This window comes from Candidatus Poriferisocius sp. (assembly GCF_965204015.1).
GTDB lineage: Bacteria > Actinomycetota > Acidimicrobiia > Acidimicrobiales > Bin134 > Poriferisocius.
Map to the genome: position 1 here is coordinate 3479154 of NZ_OZ241965.1, position 17751 is coordinate 3496904.

A 17751-nucleotide genomic window follows, 5' to 3' on the forward strand; every position below is an offset into this window, starting at 1 on the left:
GCCCAGCGGAAGAGGTTGGTGACCAGCCTGTCTTCACCGGGGCAACCTCTACAAGAGAAGCCACTTCGGCTGGGAACGGGCGCAGGGCTCTTACCGTGTGATCCAGAGTCCGCCTGGAGACTTAGGTCAAACTGAATTCTGAACCCTGGGGGAAGAGCCGCTCACACAACTCAAAATACTCTTCTCCAAGTTGTGCAAGTGCCTCGCGAGTGACGGCATCAAGCCCGGGAACAGGCGCGTCGACAAATCCAGAACCGACCTCCTGTGCTCTCCTTGCGGAGACAAGCTGGGATGGAGGCTGCTCGCCAAAATCGTGAACCGTTGCCATCCGCGCCAGCGTATCCCGGCGGTGGCGCTCCCCCTCCGACCCATCAAGTACTCCCTATGGGGAGTGAACAGCAACCTGGAACTCTCCGTGCAAGACAACCGGATAGTCAACGGAGATAATGGCAAAGCTGATCGCTGTTGTGTCGAGAACCCGGACCCATGAGTCCTAGCTGGTGCGGCGATTCCACAACTCCCGGGCGATATCCCAAAGCTGGACGATGCCGATCACCCGTTTTTGGTCGTCAACTACAACTACGAAGTCATAGGTGCTGAAGTAGTCGAGCAACTCGTCACTCATCTTGTCCTGCTGGCTGCGGACTAGCCCATCCCAGGGAGTCTCCATTGCATCGCTGACGGATGCGCCGGATTGTGCCCAATCCCTTGCCCATATCGCAATCTGGCGGGAGGTGATCGCACCGACCAGATGCTTGGACTCGTGGTCGGTTACAACCGGGAGTTGATCGAAGCCTTTGTCGTCAATGATGCCGATGGCTTCAGCGAGTGAGGTTTCCTTGATGACACAAACCGGCTCCGAGACCATCATCTGCCCAAGGGTGACTTCTCGACGCATGCTGGATTCACACATATGAGACATGTCCACCTTATGACCCGTTCATATGTTGAGCCATTTCGGGGGATGTTGTCACTGGCGTCGGTAGACTGGGGGCATGGATTTAGGTGTTCTCACCAGGGGAAACAGCACAAAGACCAAAGGCGAGTCACGAGGCAGCGGAAGCGCCACGGTGGATGTTCAGCTGGCTGAATTTGAGGGGCTGGGGTCGGGTGAATTGGTCAAGTTGATCCTCCAGGCCGACAGTGCCCGTCGGCAGTTGGATGGCTATCTGACTGCCCTGTTGGGGCGGTTTGGCGATCTGGAAGGGCAGGACGCGGTTGAGGAACTGTGTCGTCAGTTTGGGCTTGGGCGTCATCGGGCCCGCCAGCAGGCCAAGACTTCTAATTCGCTCAAGGCGTTGCCTGACACGTTGGAGGCGGCCAAGCAGGGGTGGATCTCTATTGATCACGCCCGGGTGATGGGCGAGTCGCATCTGCGGGCGCCGCTGTCCAAGGACCAGGAGTTGGAACTGGTCGTCGTGGCCATTTCCGAGGACCTCGACGAGTTCAAGAAGACTGTGGCTCGCAGCGAAGACGAGCGCCGGGCCGATGACGGGTTGACCCGCCACGAGCGTCAGCGCGAGCGCCGTAGCGGCAAGGTGTTCGACGGGGACGACGACATGGTCGTGTTGCACGCCGAGTTTGATCGCATTGCCGGAGAGCGGGTCAAGGCTGCGCTCCACGACCTGAGTGATCGCCTCTTTCGCGAGGACGCCAGGTCTGGGAGCGACCGCACTCACGAGCAGCGCAACGCCGATGCCCTCGTAGCGCTTATCACCCAACGACCGGCCCGAGCCGATAGTTCCGATGTCAACTCCAACGGCAGCGGTTGCTGCCCCGTCGGCGATTCGGACGCTGTGTCCAGCGATGATTCCGAGGGTCACGACGTCGGCTCCGAAATTGCCCCCCAGGCCACGACACTGATCGTCTCCGTCGACTACGACACATTGAGCGGCCAGCTCAAGAGTGCCGGGCTCATCGACGGCACTCCTATCGACATCGACGACCTCCGCCACATCGCCTGCGACGCCGGCATCGTGCCCGCCATCTTCGCCGCCGACGGCCAGCCGCTCTACATGGGAAGAAAACAAAGGGCCGTCACAGCCGCCCAGAAATTGGCCCTGATTGCCCGCGACAAGCAATGCATCGGCTGCGGCATGAGAGCCAGCGCCTGCGAGGCCCACCACATCGTCTGGTGGGACGACAACGGGCCCACCGACATCACCAACCTCGTGCTGCTATGCCCCAAGTGCCATAGGAAGGTCCACAAACACGGCTACGCGGTGGTTGAAGACGCCGCCGGGCAAAACAAGCTGAAATCCCCCCACCGCGCAATCGACCGAGATCGCGCTCGAGGTCCAACGGAAGCTGTCGCCGCCTAGCGCATTGCGCTTGCCAGCGTCTGAGCCGGCCAGCCTCCAACCCTTAACTTCGCAAGAGCCAGCATGGTTACGCGGGACGGGCGCCGAAGAACTCAAGACTCCTTGCCGTACACCCAACTGGCTAGCTCGGCATCGGAGCTCATGGCCACGAACAGCACAAGCGGCCAATGGTGCTCGTGGTTGGCGACCAGTCTGAGCCGGTTCTCCCAGTCTTCCGAATACTCACGGAGGGCCTTTATGAATTCCTCGACAGCCACCTCAGAGTCGGACCCATCGGCAGCAATTGGGGTACCTGGGAAAAAGACAGACCACCCGTCTGCTTCAGCCATCGCCTCCGGCCTGCCCAACTGCCGAGAATCGGCCAATAGTCCGTGCAAACGGTCTCGCTCTACCAGCGCAACCCGACTACCCCGGCGCTCGACCCCCGCTGCCTTCCCTGCTTCGGCAGCATCGAGCACCTCGCGAAGTCTGCGGCTGGTTTCAGAATCGGCAAGGAATTGCACGGCCATACCCTGTTTCGAGTCTTACGTACTCCTAGGACATAACCTACGTAAGAGGGTGACCTGAAGCAGGGCTTATTTGCCGCACGCTGCTGGGCGTGACGAGAATGCCGGATTCAATATCGACTTGTATCTATATTGGCTTCACTCTATAATTTCCAAGTGGCATGGGAAGTCAACGGGACCGATGAGTTCGCCGACTGGTTCGGTGGACTCACTGAGCCGGAAACCGACGAAGTCATAGCCGTCGTTGAACTCCTCGCCGAACAGGGTCCAGAGTTGAACCGCCCATACGCCGATCGAGTCAAGGGATCGAAGTATCACAACATGAAGGAATTGAGACCGCGTGGTGTGGCCAGCTACTTCCGGATCTTGTTCCTGTTCGACCCCCGACGTGAAGCGATCCTCCTCATTGGGGGCGACAAGAGTGGCCAATGGGATCGTTGGTACGCGGAGGCCATTCCACAGGCCGAGCAGCTCTACGAGGAATACCTGAAAGAACTGGCCGCCGATGGCCTCATCAATGACACCGACTAGAAGGGACTCTCACATGGGAAACCGCAAGTTCAGCGATATCGCAGGCGAAATCAGCCCTGAGCGCCGCGCTCGCATCGACGCCATCAAGGAAGAGGCCAGAGCAGATGCCGTGGCTCTTAACCTGGCCGAACTCCGTCGGCACCGCGAGATGACCCAGGTCGAACTGGCCCAGCGACTTGAGCGGACTCAGGCGTCGATCTCAGCCATGGAAGCCGCAGGCGACAATCTGTTGTCCACCTACCGCGCGGCTATCGAAAGCATGGGAGGTCGCCTCGAGCTGGTAGCCGTTTTCGACGACGAGCGAATCGTCATCCCAAACCCTGCCTAGCTGCGCGACTGACCCCGCCCTGAAAGCCCAAATGACAGTTAGCTAGAAGGTCATTGTGGAACCGCAGCGTTTGCGAGAGAATTCCGGGCGATGACTGCTATCAAACTGGACGGCGAAATGCTGTCGGCTGAGATCAAGGAAGGGCTGCGGGAGCGGATTGCTGCGCTGGCTGAGAAGGGCGTAACCCCGGGGTTGGGCACGCTGCTGGTGGGGGACGATGGGCCTTCGGCCAATTACGTGGCCATGAAGCACCGTGACAGTGAGGAGCTGGGGATGGGGTCTCGGGAGGTGCATCTGCCTGCGGATGCCACCCAGGAAGAAGTCGACGCCGTGGTGGACGACTTCAACGCCGACCCGGCGGTGGACGCTTACATCATGCAGTACCCGTTCCCGGACCAACTGGACTACGAGACGGCGCTGTTAAGGGTGTTGCCGGAGAAGGACGCCGACGGGCTGCACCCGGTGAACTTGGGGCGGTTGGTGCAGGGAGTGGATGCTCCGCTGGCCTGCACGCCGCGGGGGATCCAGCTGATGCTGGAGCGATACGAGATCCCCATCGCCGGCCAGCACGTGGTGATCATCGGCCGAGGTCTCACCATTGGGCGGCCGCTGGCCAACTTGCTGTCGCTGAAGCGGCCCAATGCCAATGCCGCGGTCACCGTGGTGCATACCGGGGCGGGCGACATCTCGCGGTACACCAAGAACGCTGACATCCTCATCGCCGCGGCTGGGGCGCCCCGCATGGTGAAGGCCGACATGGTCAAGCCTGGTGCCGCGGTGGTGGCCGCCGGGGTGAGCTTCGCCGACGGCAAGCTGGTGTCGGATGTGGACGACGATGTGGCTGAGGTGGCGGGCTGGCTTTCGCCTCGAATCGGCGGGGTGGGGCCGATGACCCGTACCATGCTGATGGCCAACACCGTGGCCGCTGCCGAGCGGGCTGTGGGCTGAACGGCCTCGGTCCGACAAGAAGCAGCAACCAAGGAATCCCGAACAAGAACCAGGAAGCACAGACATGGCCGACGCCTACATCATCGACGCAGTTCGCTCCCCCATGGGCCGCTTCGGCGGCGGGCTGAGCCACCTCCACCCCGCCGATCTCGGCGCCAACATCTTGAGCGGGCTGATTGAGCGCACCGGTGTGGATCCTGGGGCAGTGGACGACTGCATCATGGGCTGCGTCGGCCAGATCGGCGCCCAGGCCTTCAACGTGGCTCGCAACGCCTGGCTGTCGGCCGGGCTGCCCGAGCACGTTCCGGCAGTCAGCATCGACCGCCAGTGCGGGTCGTCGCAGCAGGCCGTGCACTTTGCCGCCCAGGGCATCATGTCGGGCACCCAAGACCTGGTGGTGGCCGGCGGGGTAGAGGTCATGAGCCTCATCCATCTCAATAGCCAGGGCGACGTGGGCCCCGATTTGGGCATGCGCTATCCGTTCGACGGCGACGGCTGGGCCAATCGCTTTGGCGACGAGGAGGTCCACCAGTTCCGAGGCGGCAATCTCATCGCCGAGCGGTGGGAAGTCACCTTGGAAGACATGAATGGCCTGGCCCTGCGCAGCCACCAGAACGCCGCCCGGGCCTGGGAGGAAGGGCGTTTCGAGCGGGAGGTGCTGGCGGTAGACGACTGTACCCGCGACGAGGGCATCCGGCCCGACACCTCCATGGAGAAGATGGCCAAGCTGCGGCCATTCTCCGAGCACGGCCCGCTGACAGCGGCAAACTCCAGCCAGATCACCGACGGCTCGGCCGCGCTGCTCATCGCCTCCGAGAAGGCGGTGGCCGAGCATGGCCTTACCCCTAGGGCCCGAATCCACACCATGGCTGTGGTGGGCAGCGACCCAGTGCTCATCCTCACCGGCCCCATCCCAGCCACCGCCAAAGTGCTGGAGCGCGCCGGCATGGCCCTCGACGACATCGACCTGTTCGAGTGCAACGAGGCCTTCGCCTCAGTGGTTCTGGCCTGGGCCAAAGACACCGGCGTGGACATGGACAAGGTGAACGTGAACGGCGGGGCCATTGCCCTGGGCCACCCCCTGGGAGCCAGCGGTGCCCGAATCATGACCACGCTGCTCAATGAGCTGGAGCGCTCTGGCGGCCGCTATGGGCTCCAGACCATGTGCGAGGGCGGCGGACTGGCCAACGCCACCATCATCGAGAACCTGGCTGCGTAGTCAAGAGAGATCCACAAGGAGACAGCGAAAGACATGGGCATTCACATCGACCACATCTCATTACTCGTGAAGGACCTCGACCAGGCTGAGGCCGACTGGCGCCAGATCCTCGAAGTGCTGGCACCGGGCCACACCATGAAGGTCACCCGGGGGGAGGGGGCCGACGACATGGACGGAACCCCTATGGCGTGGGTCACGTTCCAGAACCCCGACCCCACCGGCGTGTCGATTCAGCTCTGGTCTCCCGCCGAGCCCGGCCACTGGCCCGACAAGGTGTTGGCCAAGAAGGGCGAGTACGTCCACCACATCGCCTTCTGCTCCGACGATTTCGACACCATGATCGACGGGGTGCGCGACGCCGACATCCCGCTGGTCATGGAAGAACCCAGCCATCCCGACACCCAGCCATGGCTCAAGTGGAACTTCATCCCCCCCAACAAGGCCCACGGACCCCTCATCGAGCTAGCCACCCGCTACCTGTCGGTCGGCGAGGAGTGGCTCCCCCACCCCGACAACGCCGAGAACCAGCCCCTAGCCGACGAACTCCGCGGGCGTTACTCCGGATAGTTCCTAGTTTCCGGCAGAACGCGGTAGGTCGCTACTAGACATGACCGACTCCCCGGTCGCCATCACCATGCCGGTGGAGGACGGGCTCTCCATCGGATGGCTTACCGATCTGGTGGTTGACGCCGAACAGGCTGGCATCGAAACCGCGCTGGTAGGCGAAGTGGCCGGTCCCGAGGTGTTCGCCACTCTGGGCGCCATGGCCGCCCGCACCGAGCGCATCCGACTGGGCTCAGGCATAGTGGCCGCCTACACCCGCTCCCCCGCCCTCACCGCCATGGGCTTCGCCACCCTGGCCTCCCTGGCCCCCGGCCGGGTAATCGCTGGCATCGGGGCCAGCAGCCCCATTGTGGTCGGGCGGTGGCACGGTGGTGATTTCGAACGGCCCTTGGCCACCGTGCGGGAATTCATCGCCCTCCTTAGAGCCGCCTTAGCGGGCGAAAAGCTGAACCACGACGGCCCCCGGTTCCGATCCAAAGGCTTCCGGCTCGACCTGCCCGCGGTAGATGTGCCCGTCTGGCTGGGGGCCATCAACCCCCGCATGCTGGCTCTGGCTGGCGAAATAGCCGATGCGGCGTTCATGACGTGGTGCCCGCCTTCGGAAGTGGCTCCCAAGCAAGAGATCGTCAAAGCCGCGGCCACAGAGGCGGGGCGAGATCCCTGCGATGTATCTACCGTGCTCTCGTTTTGGGCCTACGCCGGTCCCAGTCCCGAACAAGCGCTGGAGCGGATGCGCCGCCAGGTGCTGGCCTACTCCATGGTCCCCACCCATCAGCCCGCCTTCGTCGGCACCTTCGACAACCTGCCTGAAGTCGCCGAGGCCTGGCAGAGCGGCGACCGGGCCGCGGCGTTGTCGATGGTGCCCGACGAGGCCGTCCTGGCCCAATGCGCCCTCGGACCCGACATGCTGGCCGACCGCATCGCCGCCTACCGGGCTGCGGGCGTCGACCTGCCCATCGTGCTACTAACCGGAGCACATGTGGGCGACGACATCGGCCCGCAGGCCACGGTGGACGCGCTGAGTCGGATTGCCAAGCCCTGACTGTGGTCGCCAGTTGGTCGGCGTTCCCGCAAGGGCGGTGGGTGGCGCCGGTGGCGGACCTGGCCGCACCGACGGCTAGGCCGGCCTCCGGTGACAGGACCCGCCGCCCGGACACTGCCGCGGCGATATCCCAGGTGGCGTTGAGTCGCCGCATTCATAAAGTGCCGCCCACCGGCCCACGCTCTTAGTATCCCCCCATGACCAAATGCGACGTTGTCGTCATCGGCGCCGGGGCAGCCGGACTTAGCGCCGGGGCCCTTCTGGCCGCTGAGGGCAAGTCGGTGACCCTCCTGGAGCGATCCCCCTTCTTGGGCGGACGGGCTTTGGCGGTGGACGACGAGGGCTTCAAGGTGAACCTCGGCGGACACCTCATTGAGGACCCCGGCTCGGGCCTGACCAAGGTGTTCGAGCACGTCGGCAAGGAACTCATCCACGGCGAGGTGTCCCACGACATGCCGATTTGGGACAACGACACCCAAACCTGGGGGTCGATCCGCGACCGCTATCCCGACAAGACCGAGGTGAAGAAGGTCATCAAGGCCATCACCGAGAGCACATGGGACGAGTTGGAGGAGTGGGACGACCGCCCCATGCGGGAATGGCTGGCCCAGTACACCTCCGACCAGGGGGTTTACGACCTATATGAGTTCATCGCCGTGCTGGAGTGCATGACCGACGAGTGGTACGACCACTCGGCCAGCGACAACCTGTGGGTGCGCAAGATGCACTATGAGGAGCGGCACATGGCCGCCTACTCGTGCTGGCCCGGCCAGGGCTGGGACGGCATGTGGCAAGACCTGGCCGACGGCTTCACCGAGCACGGCGGCGAACTGCGCATGCAGACCGCGGCCGGCCGGGTGCTGATCGAGAACGGGGCGGTGGTCGGGGTGTCCATCCCCCATGAGCCCACCGTGCCCAACGACTGGGACATCGGCGAGGTGATCGAGTGCGACGCGGTCATCTCCACCCTGCCGGTGTGGAACGTGTTCAACGTGGTGCCCGAGTGGGAGCTGCCCGACTGGTACACCAGCCAGATCCGCTACCTGGCCCAAGACCAGTACCGGGTGACCATGCTCAACCTGTATTTCGCCACCGAAGAGCCGGTGACCATGTTCGACCCCCGAGAGCTGGCCACCTGGCTGGAAACCCCCCACAGCCCCACGCCGGGCTATATGTACGACCAGGCGGCCATGGATCCCCAGGGCATCCCCAACGGACTCCACCTGTACTGCACCGGTGGCATCGTCCCCGGCTCAAAGGGGCGGGACCGGCGCTACATCGAGGACATGTACAACCGCCTCGAACAGGGCCTCTACGTGATGTACCCCGGCCTGGCCGAACATGTGTGGAAGAGGCGCCTGTTCGTGTTCGACCCGGCGTTCGGCGTGGCGCAAAAGCCCATGCTGGTGGGCAAGTTCCGGCCCCACTGGCGGGCCCCCACCGTGGACGGCCTGTACTTCGCCAGCGAGACCTTCCGCAGCCGGGGCATCGGCACCGACCGCTCGGCCCGAGCCGCTCTCACCTGCGTAGAGGACATCTTGGGCCGCCGCATCCCCACTTTCGGAGACGGCTGGCGCTACTAAGGAAGCAGCCCCACTAGACAACGATCGATCCAACACAAGGAGCAACCAAGCACATGGAGTTCACCCTCACCGACGAGCAGACGATGTTCCAAGAGATGGTCCGCAACTGGGTCGAGAAGGAATGCCCCAAGGACGCAGCCCGCGACTACGAGGCCCAGGAGTTCGAGTATCCGTTCGAGCTGTGGGACAAGATGTCCGACGCCGGGTTCCATGCCATCGGCCTGCCCCCCGAGCTGGGCGGCCAGGGCGGCGACGTGGTCACCCAGATGATCCTCACCCGGGAGCTGGCCCGCTCGCTGGCCGGGCTCACCTGGATCTTCGGCATCTCCTCCTTCTGCGCCAAGTCGATCAACAAGTTCGCCTCCGATGTGGCCCGCGAGGAGCTGATCCCCCAGCTGGCCGAAGGCAAGCTGCGGGTGGCCATCGCCGTCACCGAGCCCTCTGGGGGCACCGACCTGATGGGGGCCATGAAAACCCGGGCAACCAAGGTGGACGGCGGCTGGAGCATCACCGGCCAGAAGATCTGGTCGACCGCGGCCCACGTGTCCGACTACCTGTTCTTGATGGCCCGCACCGAGGACATCCAAGACAAGCCGGCCCGAGGGGTGACCCTGTTCTTGGTGAAAAACCCCGCTGAGGGCCTGGAGTGCCGCCAGATTCCCAAGGTGGGCATGAAGTCGGTGGGGTCGTGCGAGGTGTTCCTCGACGACGTGTTCGTGCCCGACGAATACGTGGTGGGCCAGCCCGGCCAGGGCTTTTACCAAATGCTGTCCACCCTCAACAACGAGCGGATCATGGTGGCCGCCCTGTGTACCGGCATCATCGACGGCTGCATCGAGGAAACCCTCAGCTACCTGATGGAGCGGGAGGCCTTCGGCAAGAAGATCGGCTCGTTCCAGGTGTGGCACCAGAACCTGGCCGACATGGCGATGATGCAAAAGCAGTCGGAACTGATGACGTACTACGCGGCGTGGAAGTCGGAGTCGGGCGAAGACTGCGGCCGGGAGGCCAACATGGCCAAGGTGGTGGCCTCGGAGTACGCTGGCAAGTGCTCCGACATCGCCATCCAGGTGCTGGGCGGCATGGGCTACGCCCTCGAGACCCATCCCCAGCGCTACTGGCGAGACAGCCGCCTCTACCGCATCGGGCCCATCACCAACGAGATGGCGAGGAACAGCATCGCCGAGACCTTCGGGCTGCCCAGAAGCTTCTAGTGGCTCAAGTTCTGGATGGCCGGGTGGCGCTGGTAACCGGCGCTGGGCGGGGTATCGGGTTGGCGGTGGCGGCTCGTTTGGCCCGCGATGGCGCTGCGGTAGCGGTCAATGACGTCGACGACGATGTTGCCGAAGAAGCAGCAGCGGCCATCGTTGCCGACGGCGGGCAGGCCGTAGCCGCAGCGGGGTCGGTGGTCGATAACGACGACGTGGCCGCCATGCTGGGCACCGCCCAGGACTCCTTCGGCGGCCTCGACATCCTGGTGAACAACGCGGGGATCACCGCGGACGCCATGGCCCACAACATGACCGACGAGCAGTGGGACCTGGTGTGCGATGTGGCGTTGAAGGGCACCTTCAACTTGTGCCGGGCCGCCTTTCCACTGCTGCGGGGCAGCCGGGACAACCCGCCGGGCCACCATCGCAAGGTGGTCAATATGGCCTCCATAAATGGGATCTACGGCATCGCGGGCAACGTCAACTACTCAGCAGCCAAGGGCGGGGTGATCGCTCTCACCAAGTCGCTGGCCCGGGAGTGGGCCCGCCACCGAATCAACGTCAACGCGGTGGCCCCCGGATATATCGCCGGCACCCGCCTCACCGGGGCCCGCGACCACGACACCGGATTGGGCATCCCCGAGGAGATCATCGAGCGCATCGAAGCCCAGATCCCCATCGGTCGGGCTGGCACTCCTGAGGATGTGGCCGGCGCCGTCGCTTGGCTGGCGTCGGGCGACTCCGACTATGCAACTGGACAGGTGATTGAACTTCATGGAGGACGAGAGATGGTGGAACTCCTGTGAGCGCTGAGAAGCTGACCACTCTTGAGGACGCGGCTGCTCTGGTGCGCGACGGCGACCTCGTGGCCATCCAGAACATGGCCACTCAGGCCGCGCCCATGGCCCTGGTCCGGGAGCTGATCCGACAAGGCCGCAAGGAGCTCGGGGTGGTGTGCCTGGTAGGGGGAATACCTGTGGACTGGCTGGCCGCGGCGGGGGCCATGAACCGCCTTATCGGCGCGGCGGTGTCGATGGAGCAGTTCGGGCTGTGCCAGCGCTACCGCAAGGCAGTGGAGGCCGGAGCTATCCGCGTGGAGGAGCTCTCGGAGACGGCACTGAACGCCCGACTGGGCGCGGGCGCTCGGAATTTGCCGTTTCTGCCCACCCGGGGGCTGATCGGCACCGACTTGATCGACGTGAACGACAACCTGGTCATGCTCGACGACCCGTTCGGCGGACCGTCGGTGGTGGCCTGCAAGGCGCTGGTGCCCGACGTGGCCCTGGTTCACGCCCACAAGGCCGACCGGTTCGGCAACATCGGCTACGAGCCCACCGCGCTGTGGCCTGACCTGGGGATCATGCCCAAGGCGGCTACCACGGTGATCGTCACCGTTGAGGAGATCGTGGACTCCGAAGTGCTGCGAGCCGACCCCGACCGCACGGTGCTGCCCGGCTTCATGGTGGACGCAGTGGTGGAAGCCCCGTTTGGCGCTCACCCCACCTCGTTCTACCCCCGCTATGGGTACGACACGGCGATGCATTTGGAGTGGATCGGTTCAGCCCGCGACGACGAGGCCGTGGCCGGGTTCATGGAGAAGTACGTGACCGGCACCGCCGACCACGCGGCCTACCTGGAAGCCGTAGGGGGATCTGAGCGGTTAACGGCCGTGGAAGCTTGGGAGGCCTCGTGAGCGATTGGCAGAACAGCCCTCCGGCTGACGACTGGACTATCGATGAGCTGATGATCGCCCGGCTGGCCGCCTGCTTCGCCGACGGCGACCAGGCCTGCAACGGCATGGCCTCGTTCGTGCCGGTGAGCGCCTTCTGGCTGGCCCGACTCACCCACGCTCCCGACCTAGTGTGGCTGGCCGGAGCGGTTGGACTCGAACCCCGGCCCGACCGGGTACCCGCCTCCACCTTGGAGGCGCCGCTGTGGCGGGACTCCATCATGTACGTGGAGCAATACGGCGACTTCTGGACCATTGCCCTGAACGGCCGATGGCTCACCAAGTTCTGCGTGGGGTCGGCCCAGCTCGACCGCTACGGCAACGGCAACAACTCGATCATCGGCACTGACTATCACGCTCCCCGAGTGCGGCTACCGGGCACCGCCGGTTTGGGCGACATGGGATCAATCGGCAAGGCCCTCTACTACTGGAACCCCAACCACAACCCCCGCTCACTGGTGGAGCAGGTGGACTTCATCTCCTGCGCCGGGTATCTGGGCGGCGGCTCAGAGCGGGCCGACACCGGATTGGAAGGCGGACCTGAGCTGGTGATCACCAACCTCTGCGTCCTCGACTTCCACCCCGAAACCCGCCACATGCAGGTGGCATCGCTGCACCCTGGGGTCACCTTCGAGCAGGTGCAGGAGGCCACCGGCTTCGAGTTGCCCGCCCCTGAAGGGGAGTTGCCCATTACCGCGGCGCCCACCGTCGAGCAGGTGCGGCTGATCCGCGAGGTGATCGACCCCGACAACATGCGCCGCCGGGAATTCGGAGGATGAGAGACCGAGCCATGTGCTGCGACACGTACCCTCATGCAGTCAGGAACAGGGGATGAAGGACCTCGAGATCGGCGTTCCCGGCCAGATCATGCCCCCGGCCCACCGGGCAGTGGAGTTGGGCCAGCGGGCTGAGGCCGACGGATACGACGCCCTGTGGTGGCCATGCCATCTGATGGGCTGGCACCCCGACTCGATATGGACCCCGGATATGAGCCCGCTAGCCGCGGTGCAGCCCAGCGGCCACGTGTATTTCGACCCATTGGTGATGATGGGCGCAGTCGGTGCCCAAACCGAGACCATCAAAGTGGGGGCCGTAGTCACCGACCTGATCCGCCGCCACCCGGCCATGGTGGCCAACATGGCCCTCACCCTCGACCACCTCACCCAAGGCCGGGCCATACTGGGGCTGGGCTCGGGCGAGCGGATGAACGTGACCCCCTATGGCATGGACTTCGACCGCCCCGTGGGCCGTCTGGAAGAGGGCATCGAGATCATTCGGGCACTGTGGGACGCCGACGGCCCCATCAACTACGAGGGCAAATTCCACCAACTCAACGACGCCGTGCTCGGACTATCTCCCTACGGCAACACTCCTCCGCCCATCTGGACGGCAGCCCACGGCCCCCGGATGCTGAACATCACCGGGAGGCTGGCCGACGGCTGGCTGCCCACCAAGCTCGCCCCCGAGGTGTATGCCGATTCGCTGGCCACCATCCGCCAGTCGTCGATGGAAGCGGGCCGAGATGCCGAGGCAGTCACCCCTGGACTGCTGGCCTACGTGCTGGCCGCTCCCGACGAGGCCACGCTGCGGCGCATGCAGGAGGCCCCGCTGCTGCGGGCCATCATGGTGATGCTGCCCCCGCAGATCTTCCGTGAGCTGGGGGTGGAGCCCCCCGAGGGCTTCCACGACCTGATCCCCGCGTCGGTGCCCCGAGAGCAAGCCGAGGCCATCATCGACGGCATCCCGCCCAAGGTGGTGGACTACTACTGCTTCTGCGGCACTCCCGAGCAGATCGCCGAGGAAGTCCGCACCTATTACGACGCCGGTCTGCGCCACCTGATCATGTGGAACGTAACCGCCTTCGGCGACCCCGAGTTGGCCGGCTGGTCGTTCCGGGCCATGCGCGAAGTCAAGGACATACTGAGGGCCGGCTAATGAGCACAGAAAGATCGAACAGAAGCCCGCTGGCGGTGGTGAAGGAGTACTTCGTCGCACTCAATGACGAAGACTGGGACCTGATGGCCTCGGTGCTGCACCCCGAGCTCGACCTGATCCCCTCCGGGTCGCGTCCCCGCATCGGCTCCGACAAGGCCATCGCCATGTTCCAGAAGATCTTCGAGCGGTTCCCGGTCCACCAAGACAACCCCACTCGGTTCCTAGAAGCCGGCAACACCGTGGTGGTCGAGATCACCTTCAACGGCGCAACCCAGGACGGCCATGAGGTGGCGTTCGACGCTGTAGACATCTTCGACGTCGACAACGGCCGCATCAGCCGCCTCTCCCAGTGGTTCGACACCGCTGCTTTGGCTTCAATGTTGGGGGGCTAGGGGCCAACGGGTGCGGACCGACTTCGCGGCACTTACGCTGTGGGCCTGACACGCCGAGAGTGGGTGGAATGAAGAGTCCGGCGATCGAAGTGACCGGCTTGCACAAGTCCTACGGCGCAATCGAAGCCGTCGCAGGCGTGGACCTCCATGTGGAGGAGGGCGAGATCCTGGCCTTTCTGGGGCCGAACGGCGCGGGCAAAACCACCACGGTCGAGATTCTGGAGGGTTTCCGACCGCGTACCGCGGGGCAAGTATCCGTACTTGGCCAAGACCCGGCCACGGCCGGATTGGATTGGCGGGAGCGCATCGGGATCGTCTTGCAGGAGTCGCAGCCCGAAGAGTTCCTGAAGGTCGCTGAAACGGTGACCATATGGGCTGCGTACTTCTCCGACCCCCGCCCGGTAGGCGAAGTGCTTCAGCTAGTCGGATTGACCGAGCAACGCGACCAGCGAGTGGGGCGCCTGTCTGGAGGTCAGCAGCGACGGCTTGATTTGGCGCTGGCATTGGTGGGAAATCCCGAACTGTTGTTCCTCGACGAGCCCACCACCGGATTCGACCCGACCGCTCGTCGAGAAGCTTGGGCCATGATCGACGGCCTGCGCGATCTGGGGGTGACAGTTCTGCTCACCACCCATTACATGGACGAGGCCCAGAACTTGGCCGACCGGATCGCGGTGATCGCCGCTGGTCGCATCATCGCACGAGGAACCGCCGAAGATTTGGCTGTGACCGCCTCTATGCAAACCCGCATCTCCTGGGATTCCCAAGAGGTGCCGTTGGCCGAGCTGCCCGAGCCGCTTCGTGGAGCCGCGGCGGTGTCAGTTGACGCGGGCGAATCCCGGGAGCCAGGCACCACCTCCGCTGAGGGTCCGACAAGGATGGTCATCTTGACCGACGACGTCACTGACACCGTGGCCGCGCTGTTGCAGACAGCGGGGCGGCTGGGCCGAAAGATCGATTCACTCGAGGTGTTAGCCCCCACCCTGGAGGACACCTATTTGTCCCTGATCGGCGAAGCCGACAAAGCAGGAAGTCTTGATCATTGAGCAGCCGGGGACTTCGGCAACTGGCCGCTCAGACTCGCGTCGACTTCACCCTGCTGTGGCGCAACCCGCTGGCCAGCTTCTTCACGGTGGTCCTTCCGCTCATTTTCTTATTCGTTCTAACCGCCCTGTTCGGCAACGAATTGGTCACGCCGGCTGGCCCCAGACTCGCCAGTCGCTTTGTGCCCGGCATCATCGCCCTCTCGGTGGTCCAAGCCTCTTTTGTGAACCTGGCTGTGGTCACCGTATTCCGTCGGGAGACCAGCATCCTCAAGAGGGTGCGAGGCACGCCGATACGGCCTTGGGTGTTCATGGGAGGACTGGTGGCCACCTCCTACGCAGTGATCGCTTTGATGGCGGTCCTGATGGCGTTGATCGGCTGGGCGGTTTACGACGTTGATCTGTTGTGGGAGGCGGTCCCGGGTTTGATCGTGACCCTGCTCATCGGGGGCGCGGTGTTCTGTGCTCTCGGGCTGGCATTCACCAACGTTGTCCCCAATGAGACGTCCGGGCCCCCTTTCCTCAATTTGGTCGTATTGCCGCTGTATTTCGTCTCCGACGTCTACGTACCCGCCTCCGACGACACGCCCCGGGCCATCACCCTGATCGGAGACATATTCCCCATCAGACACCTGGCGGTGGCACTGCAAAGGGGTTTCGATCCGCTCACCGACGATTCGCTGTGGCCGTTGACCAATTGGCTGGTCATGGCCGCGTGGGGCGTGGCCGGTGCCCTTATCGTCACCCGGTGGTTCCGCTGGACTCCCCGCGACTGACTCGCTGAGAATTGGCCCTGAAATGTCCTCCGTAGTGGTCGTCGGATCGGGGGCCGCCGGGTTGACTGCGGCGGTGGCGGCGGCGCAGACAGGGGCTGAGGTAACCGTGGTGGAGCGGGCGCCGGTGCTGGGCGGGACCACCGCCCTTTCGGGGGGACTGGCCTGGATGCCCGCAAACCGGCTGATGGTCGCAGAAGGGGTCGACGACTCCCTTGCCGAAGCTCGCCGGTACTTGCACGCGCTGCGGCTGGGCGACGTGGACGACGACCTCGTGGACTACTTCGCCAATCAAGCACCGGAGGTGGCCGATTGGCTGGAGTCAGCCACTGGATTGTCGTGGCAGACGGTCCCCTACCCCGACTATCACCCCGAACTGCCCGGCGGGAAGCCAGGCCATCGTCCCCTGGAACCCCAGCCCCGTGAGGTGCCGCCTGACCTCGACCAGCGAATCCGGACTGCTCCCAATGTGACCGCGCCCATCACCTACCGGGAGCTGGCTACCGGAAACATCGACTGGGACGAGGTGGCCGACCGGTCCCGCCGCGGCGTGATCACCATGGGCCGATCGATGATCGCCTCACTGACAGAGGCTGCCGAGGCCGCCGGAGCGGTGATCCTCACCGGAACCAAGGTGGACGGCTTGGCCCAGTCGGGCGGCACGGTGAATGGGGTACGGATCGGCGATGAGGTATTGGCCGGCCAGGTGATCTTGGCCTCCGGGGGCTTCGAGCGAAACCCCTCGCTAGTGCAGGGGTTCCTGCGGGGGCCGATGACCGGTCCGGTGGGAGCCCCCGGCATGGACGGAACTGCGCTGCGCCTGGCTCTGGCCGCCGGGGCCGAGCTGGGCAACATGGCTGAGGCCTGGTGGTGTCCAGCTATGACCGTGTCCGATGAGACCATCGACGACCAACCGTTCCACCGCTTGGTGCTCACCGAGCGTGCCCGGCCCGGATCACTGATGGTGGACTCTCGGGGGCGGCGGTTTGTCAACGAATCCCGCAACTACAACGACGTGGGCCGAGCCATGCAGACCTTCGACCCCACCGGATTCCAGTACCCGGCGACCACCGCCTGGCTGGTATTCGACGCCAGCTACCGCCGCCGCTACCACTTGGGCCCAATGCGCCGAGACGACCCCGATCCTGAGTGGCTACGTCGAGCCGACAGCCTTAGCGAGCTGGCTGCTGTCATCGACGTAGACGGCGAAGAGCTCACCGCCTCGGCAACTCGATTCAACCAGCTCGCCGCCACCGGCGACGACCCCGACTTCGGCCGAGGCCGCTCCATCTACGACCGCTTCGTCGGCGACCCATCAGCCCCCCATCCCACCCTCGGCCCAGTCGACGAACCACCCTTCTACGCTGTCCGCCTCCACCCCGGATGCCTAGGCACCAAAGGCGGCCCTAGAACCAACATCCACGGCCAAGTCCGCCACCAAGACGGCAGCCTCATCGAGGGCCTCTACGCCGTAGGCAACGCCTCCGCCAGCCCCCTCGGTGCCGCCTACCCCGGCGCAGGCGGCACCATCGGGCCACTACTTGTGGTTGCCCACGCCGCCGGTACAGCAGCTGCCAGCTAGCATGTCCGGCGGCCAGATTGCCTGCCATCGAGTTAGAAACGCGA

The 17751-nt window shown here is 64.5% G+C and carries 19 protein-coding genes; 17 read left to right on the top strand and 2 right to left on the bottom strand.

Annotated features, from left to right (window positions below):
• Positions 1–493: 493 nt before the first annotated feature.
• Positions 494–898, bottom strand: a complete 405-nt coding sequence (locus ACOGJC_RS15710; protein WP_419845936.1) for a CBS domain-containing protein — start codon at positions 896–898, stop codon at positions 494–496.
• Positions 899–995: 97 nt separating this feature from the next.
• Between ACOGJC_RS15710 and ACOGJC_RS15715 the strand changes: the two genes are divergently transcribed.
• The gene (locus ACOGJC_RS15715; RefSeq protein WP_419845937.1) at positions 996–2321 is read left to right on the top strand and encodes a DUF222 domain-containing protein; all 1326 of its coding nucleotides are present in this window, start codon (positions 996–998) and stop codon (positions 2319–2321) included.
• A 92-nt stretch (positions 2322–2413) separates the two neighbouring features.
• On the opposite strand, the gene ACOGJC_RS15720 is transcribed toward ACOGJC_RS15715, so the two are convergent.
• Positions 2414–2830 (bottom strand): prevent-host-death protein, encoded by a 417-nt coding sequence (locus tag ACOGJC_RS15720; RefSeq protein WP_419845938.1) that lies wholly within the window; start codon positions 2828–2830, stop codon positions 2414–2416.
• Positions 2831–2983: 153 nt separating this feature from the next.
• Here ACOGJC_RS15720 and ACOGJC_RS15725 point away from each other — a divergent pair, with 153 nt between their 5' ends.
• From ACOGJC_RS15725 to ACOGJC_RS15800, 16 genes are all read left to right on the top strand, one after another.
• A complete protein-coding gene (locus ACOGJC_RS15725; RefSeq protein ID WP_419845939.1) occupies positions 2984–3358 on the top strand; it encodes a type II toxin-antitoxin system RelE/ParE family toxin in 375 nt (124 codons plus the stop codon).
• Between the two features lie 13 nt (positions 3359–3371).
• Positions 3372–3686, top strand: coding sequence for a helix-turn-helix domain-containing protein (locus ACOGJC_RS15730; protein ID WP_419845940.1), 315 nt, complete (start codon positions 3372–3374; stop codon positions 3684–3686).
• A 90-nt stretch (positions 3687–3776) separates the two neighbouring features.
• Positions 3777–4634, top strand: coding sequence for a bifunctional 5,10-methylenetetrahydrofolate dehydrogenase/5,10-methenyltetrahydrofolate cyclohydrolase (locus tag ACOGJC_RS15735; RefSeq protein ID WP_419845941.1), 858 nt, complete (start codon positions 3777–3779; stop codon positions 4632–4634).
• A gap of 64 nt (positions 4635–4698) precedes the next feature.
• The gene (locus ACOGJC_RS15740) at positions 4699–5853 is read left to right on the top strand and encodes an acetyl-CoA C-acetyltransferase (RefSeq protein ID WP_419845942.1); all 1155 of its coding nucleotides are present in this window, start codon (positions 4699–4701) and stop codon (positions 5851–5853) included.
• A 33-nt stretch (positions 5854–5886) separates the two neighbouring features.
• The gene (locus ACOGJC_RS15745; protein WP_419845943.1) at positions 5887–6420 is read left to right on the top strand and encodes a VOC family protein; all 534 of its coding nucleotides are present in this window, start codon (positions 5887–5889) and stop codon (positions 6418–6420) included.
• Positions 6421–6460: 40 nt separating this feature from the next.
• A complete protein-coding gene (locus tag ACOGJC_RS15750) occupies positions 6461–7459 on the top strand; it encodes an LLM class flavin-dependent oxidoreductase (RefSeq protein WP_419845944.1) in 999 nt (332 codons plus the stop codon).
• Between the two features lie 197 nt (positions 7460–7656).
• Complete coding sequence (locus ACOGJC_RS15755) at positions 7657–9042, top strand: phytoene desaturase family protein (protein ID WP_419845945.1); 1386 nt, start codon at positions 7657–7659, stop codon at positions 9040–9042.
• Positions 9043–9095: 53 nt separating this feature from the next.
• Complete coding sequence (locus ACOGJC_RS15760) at positions 9096–10256, top strand: acyl-CoA dehydrogenase family protein (protein WP_419845946.1); 1161 nt, start codon at positions 9096–9098, stop codon at positions 10254–10256.
• Positions 10256–11059 carry an SDR family oxidoreductase gene (locus ACOGJC_RS15765; protein ID WP_419845947.1) on the top strand — a complete coding sequence of 268 codons (804 nt, stop codon included), beginning with the start codon at positions 10256–10258 and terminating at the stop codon, positions 11057–11059. The genes ACOGJC_RS15760 and ACOGJC_RS15765 overlap by 1 nt, the downstream gene beginning before the upstream one ends.
• Positions 11056–11946, top strand: a complete 891-nt coding sequence (locus tag ACOGJC_RS15770; protein WP_419845948.1) for a CoA transferase subunit A — start codon at positions 11056–11058, stop codon at positions 11944–11946. Before ACOGJC_RS15765 ends, ACOGJC_RS15770 begins: the two co-directional genes overlap by 4 nt.
• Positions 11943–12761: a CoA-transferase subunit beta gene (locus ACOGJC_RS15775; protein WP_419845949.1), complete on the top strand. Its 819-nt coding sequence runs from the start codon at positions 11943–11945 to the stop codon at positions 12759–12761. The genes ACOGJC_RS15770 and ACOGJC_RS15775 overlap by 4 nt, the downstream gene beginning before the upstream one ends.
• 52 nt (positions 12762–12813) lie before the next feature.
• Positions 12814–13917, top strand: coding sequence for an LLM class flavin-dependent oxidoreductase (locus tag ACOGJC_RS15780; protein ID WP_419845950.1), 1104 nt, complete (start codon positions 12814–12816; stop codon positions 13915–13917).
• Complete coding sequence (locus tag ACOGJC_RS15785) at positions 13917–14309, top strand: nuclear transport factor 2 family protein (RefSeq protein WP_419845951.1); 393 nt, start codon at positions 13917–13919, stop codon at positions 14307–14309. The genes ACOGJC_RS15780 and ACOGJC_RS15785 overlap by 1 nt, the downstream gene beginning before the upstream one ends.
• Before the next feature lie 68 nt (positions 14310–14377).
• Positions 14378–15355 carry an ABC transporter ATP-binding protein gene (locus ACOGJC_RS15790; protein ID WP_419845952.1) on the top strand — a complete coding sequence of 326 codons (978 nt, stop codon included), beginning with the start codon at positions 14378–14380 and terminating at the stop codon, positions 15353–15355.
• Entirely contained in the window at positions 15352–16128 is a 777-nt protein-coding gene (locus tag ACOGJC_RS15795; protein ID WP_419845953.1) for an ABC transporter permease, read from the top strand. Before ACOGJC_RS15790 ends, ACOGJC_RS15795 begins: the two co-directional genes overlap by 4 nt.
• Before the next feature lie 22 nt (positions 16129–16150).
• The gene (locus tag ACOGJC_RS15800) at positions 16151–17707 is read left to right on the top strand and encodes an FAD-dependent oxidoreductase (protein WP_419845954.1); all 1557 of its coding nucleotides are present in this window, start codon (positions 16151–16153) and stop codon (positions 17705–17707) included.
• Positions 17708–17751: the final 44 nt, after the last annotated feature.

Excerpts from the sequence above, each read along its gene's own strand:
- ACOGJC_RS15710 (WP_419845936.1), bottom strand. The coding sequence starts at position 898 with ATGCGTCGAGAAGTCACCCTTGGGCAGATGATGGTCTCGGAGCCGGTT.
- ACOGJC_RS15715 (WP_419845937.1), top strand. The coding sequence starts at position 996 with ATGGATTTAGGTGTTCTCACCAGGGGAAACAGCACAAAGACCAAAGGC.
- ACOGJC_RS15720 (WP_419845938.1), bottom strand. The coding sequence starts at position 2,830 with ATGGCCGTGCAATTCCTTGCCGATTCTGAAACCAGCCGCAGACTTCGC.
- ACOGJC_RS15730 (WP_419845940.1), top strand. The coding sequence starts at position 3,372 with ATGGGAAACCGCAAGTTCAGCGATATCGCAGGCGAAATCAGCCCTGAG.
- ACOGJC_RS15735 (WP_419845941.1), top strand. The coding sequence starts at position 3,777 with ATGACTGCTATCAAACTGGACGGCGAAATGCTGTCGGCTGAGATCAAG.
- ACOGJC_RS15740 (WP_419845942.1), top strand. The coding sequence starts at position 4,699 with ATGGCCGACGCCTACATCATCGACGCAGTTCGCTCCCCCATGGGCCGC.
- ACOGJC_RS15745 (WP_419845943.1), top strand. The coding sequence starts at position 5,887 with ATGGGCATTCACATCGACCACATCTCATTACTCGTGAAGGACCTCGAC.
- ACOGJC_RS15750 (WP_419845944.1), top strand. The coding sequence starts at position 6,461 with ATGACCGACTCCCCGGTCGCCATCACCATGCCGGTGGAGGACGGGCTC.
- ACOGJC_RS15755 (WP_419845945.1), top strand. The coding sequence starts at position 7,657 with ATGACCAAATGCGACGTTGTCGTCATCGGCGCCGGGGCAGCCGGACTT.
- ACOGJC_RS15760 (WP_419845946.1), top strand. The coding sequence starts at position 9,096 with ATGGAGTTCACCCTCACCGACGAGCAGACGATGTTCCAAGAGATGGTC.
- ACOGJC_RS15780 (WP_419845950.1), top strand. The coding sequence starts at position 12,814 with ATGAAGGACCTCGAGATCGGCGTTCCCGGCCAGATCATGCCCCCGGCC.
- ACOGJC_RS15785 (WP_419845951.1), top strand. The coding sequence starts at position 13,917 with ATGAGCACAGAAAGATCGAACAGAAGCCCGCTGGCGGTGGTGAAGGAG.
- ACOGJC_RS15790 (WP_419845952.1), top strand. The coding sequence starts at position 14,378 with ATGAAGAGTCCGGCGATCGAAGTGACCGGCTTGCACAAGTCCTACGGC.
- ACOGJC_RS15800 (WP_419845954.1), top strand. The coding sequence starts at position 16,151 with ATGTCCTCCGTAGTGGTCGTCGGATCGGGGGCCGCCGGGTTGACTGCG.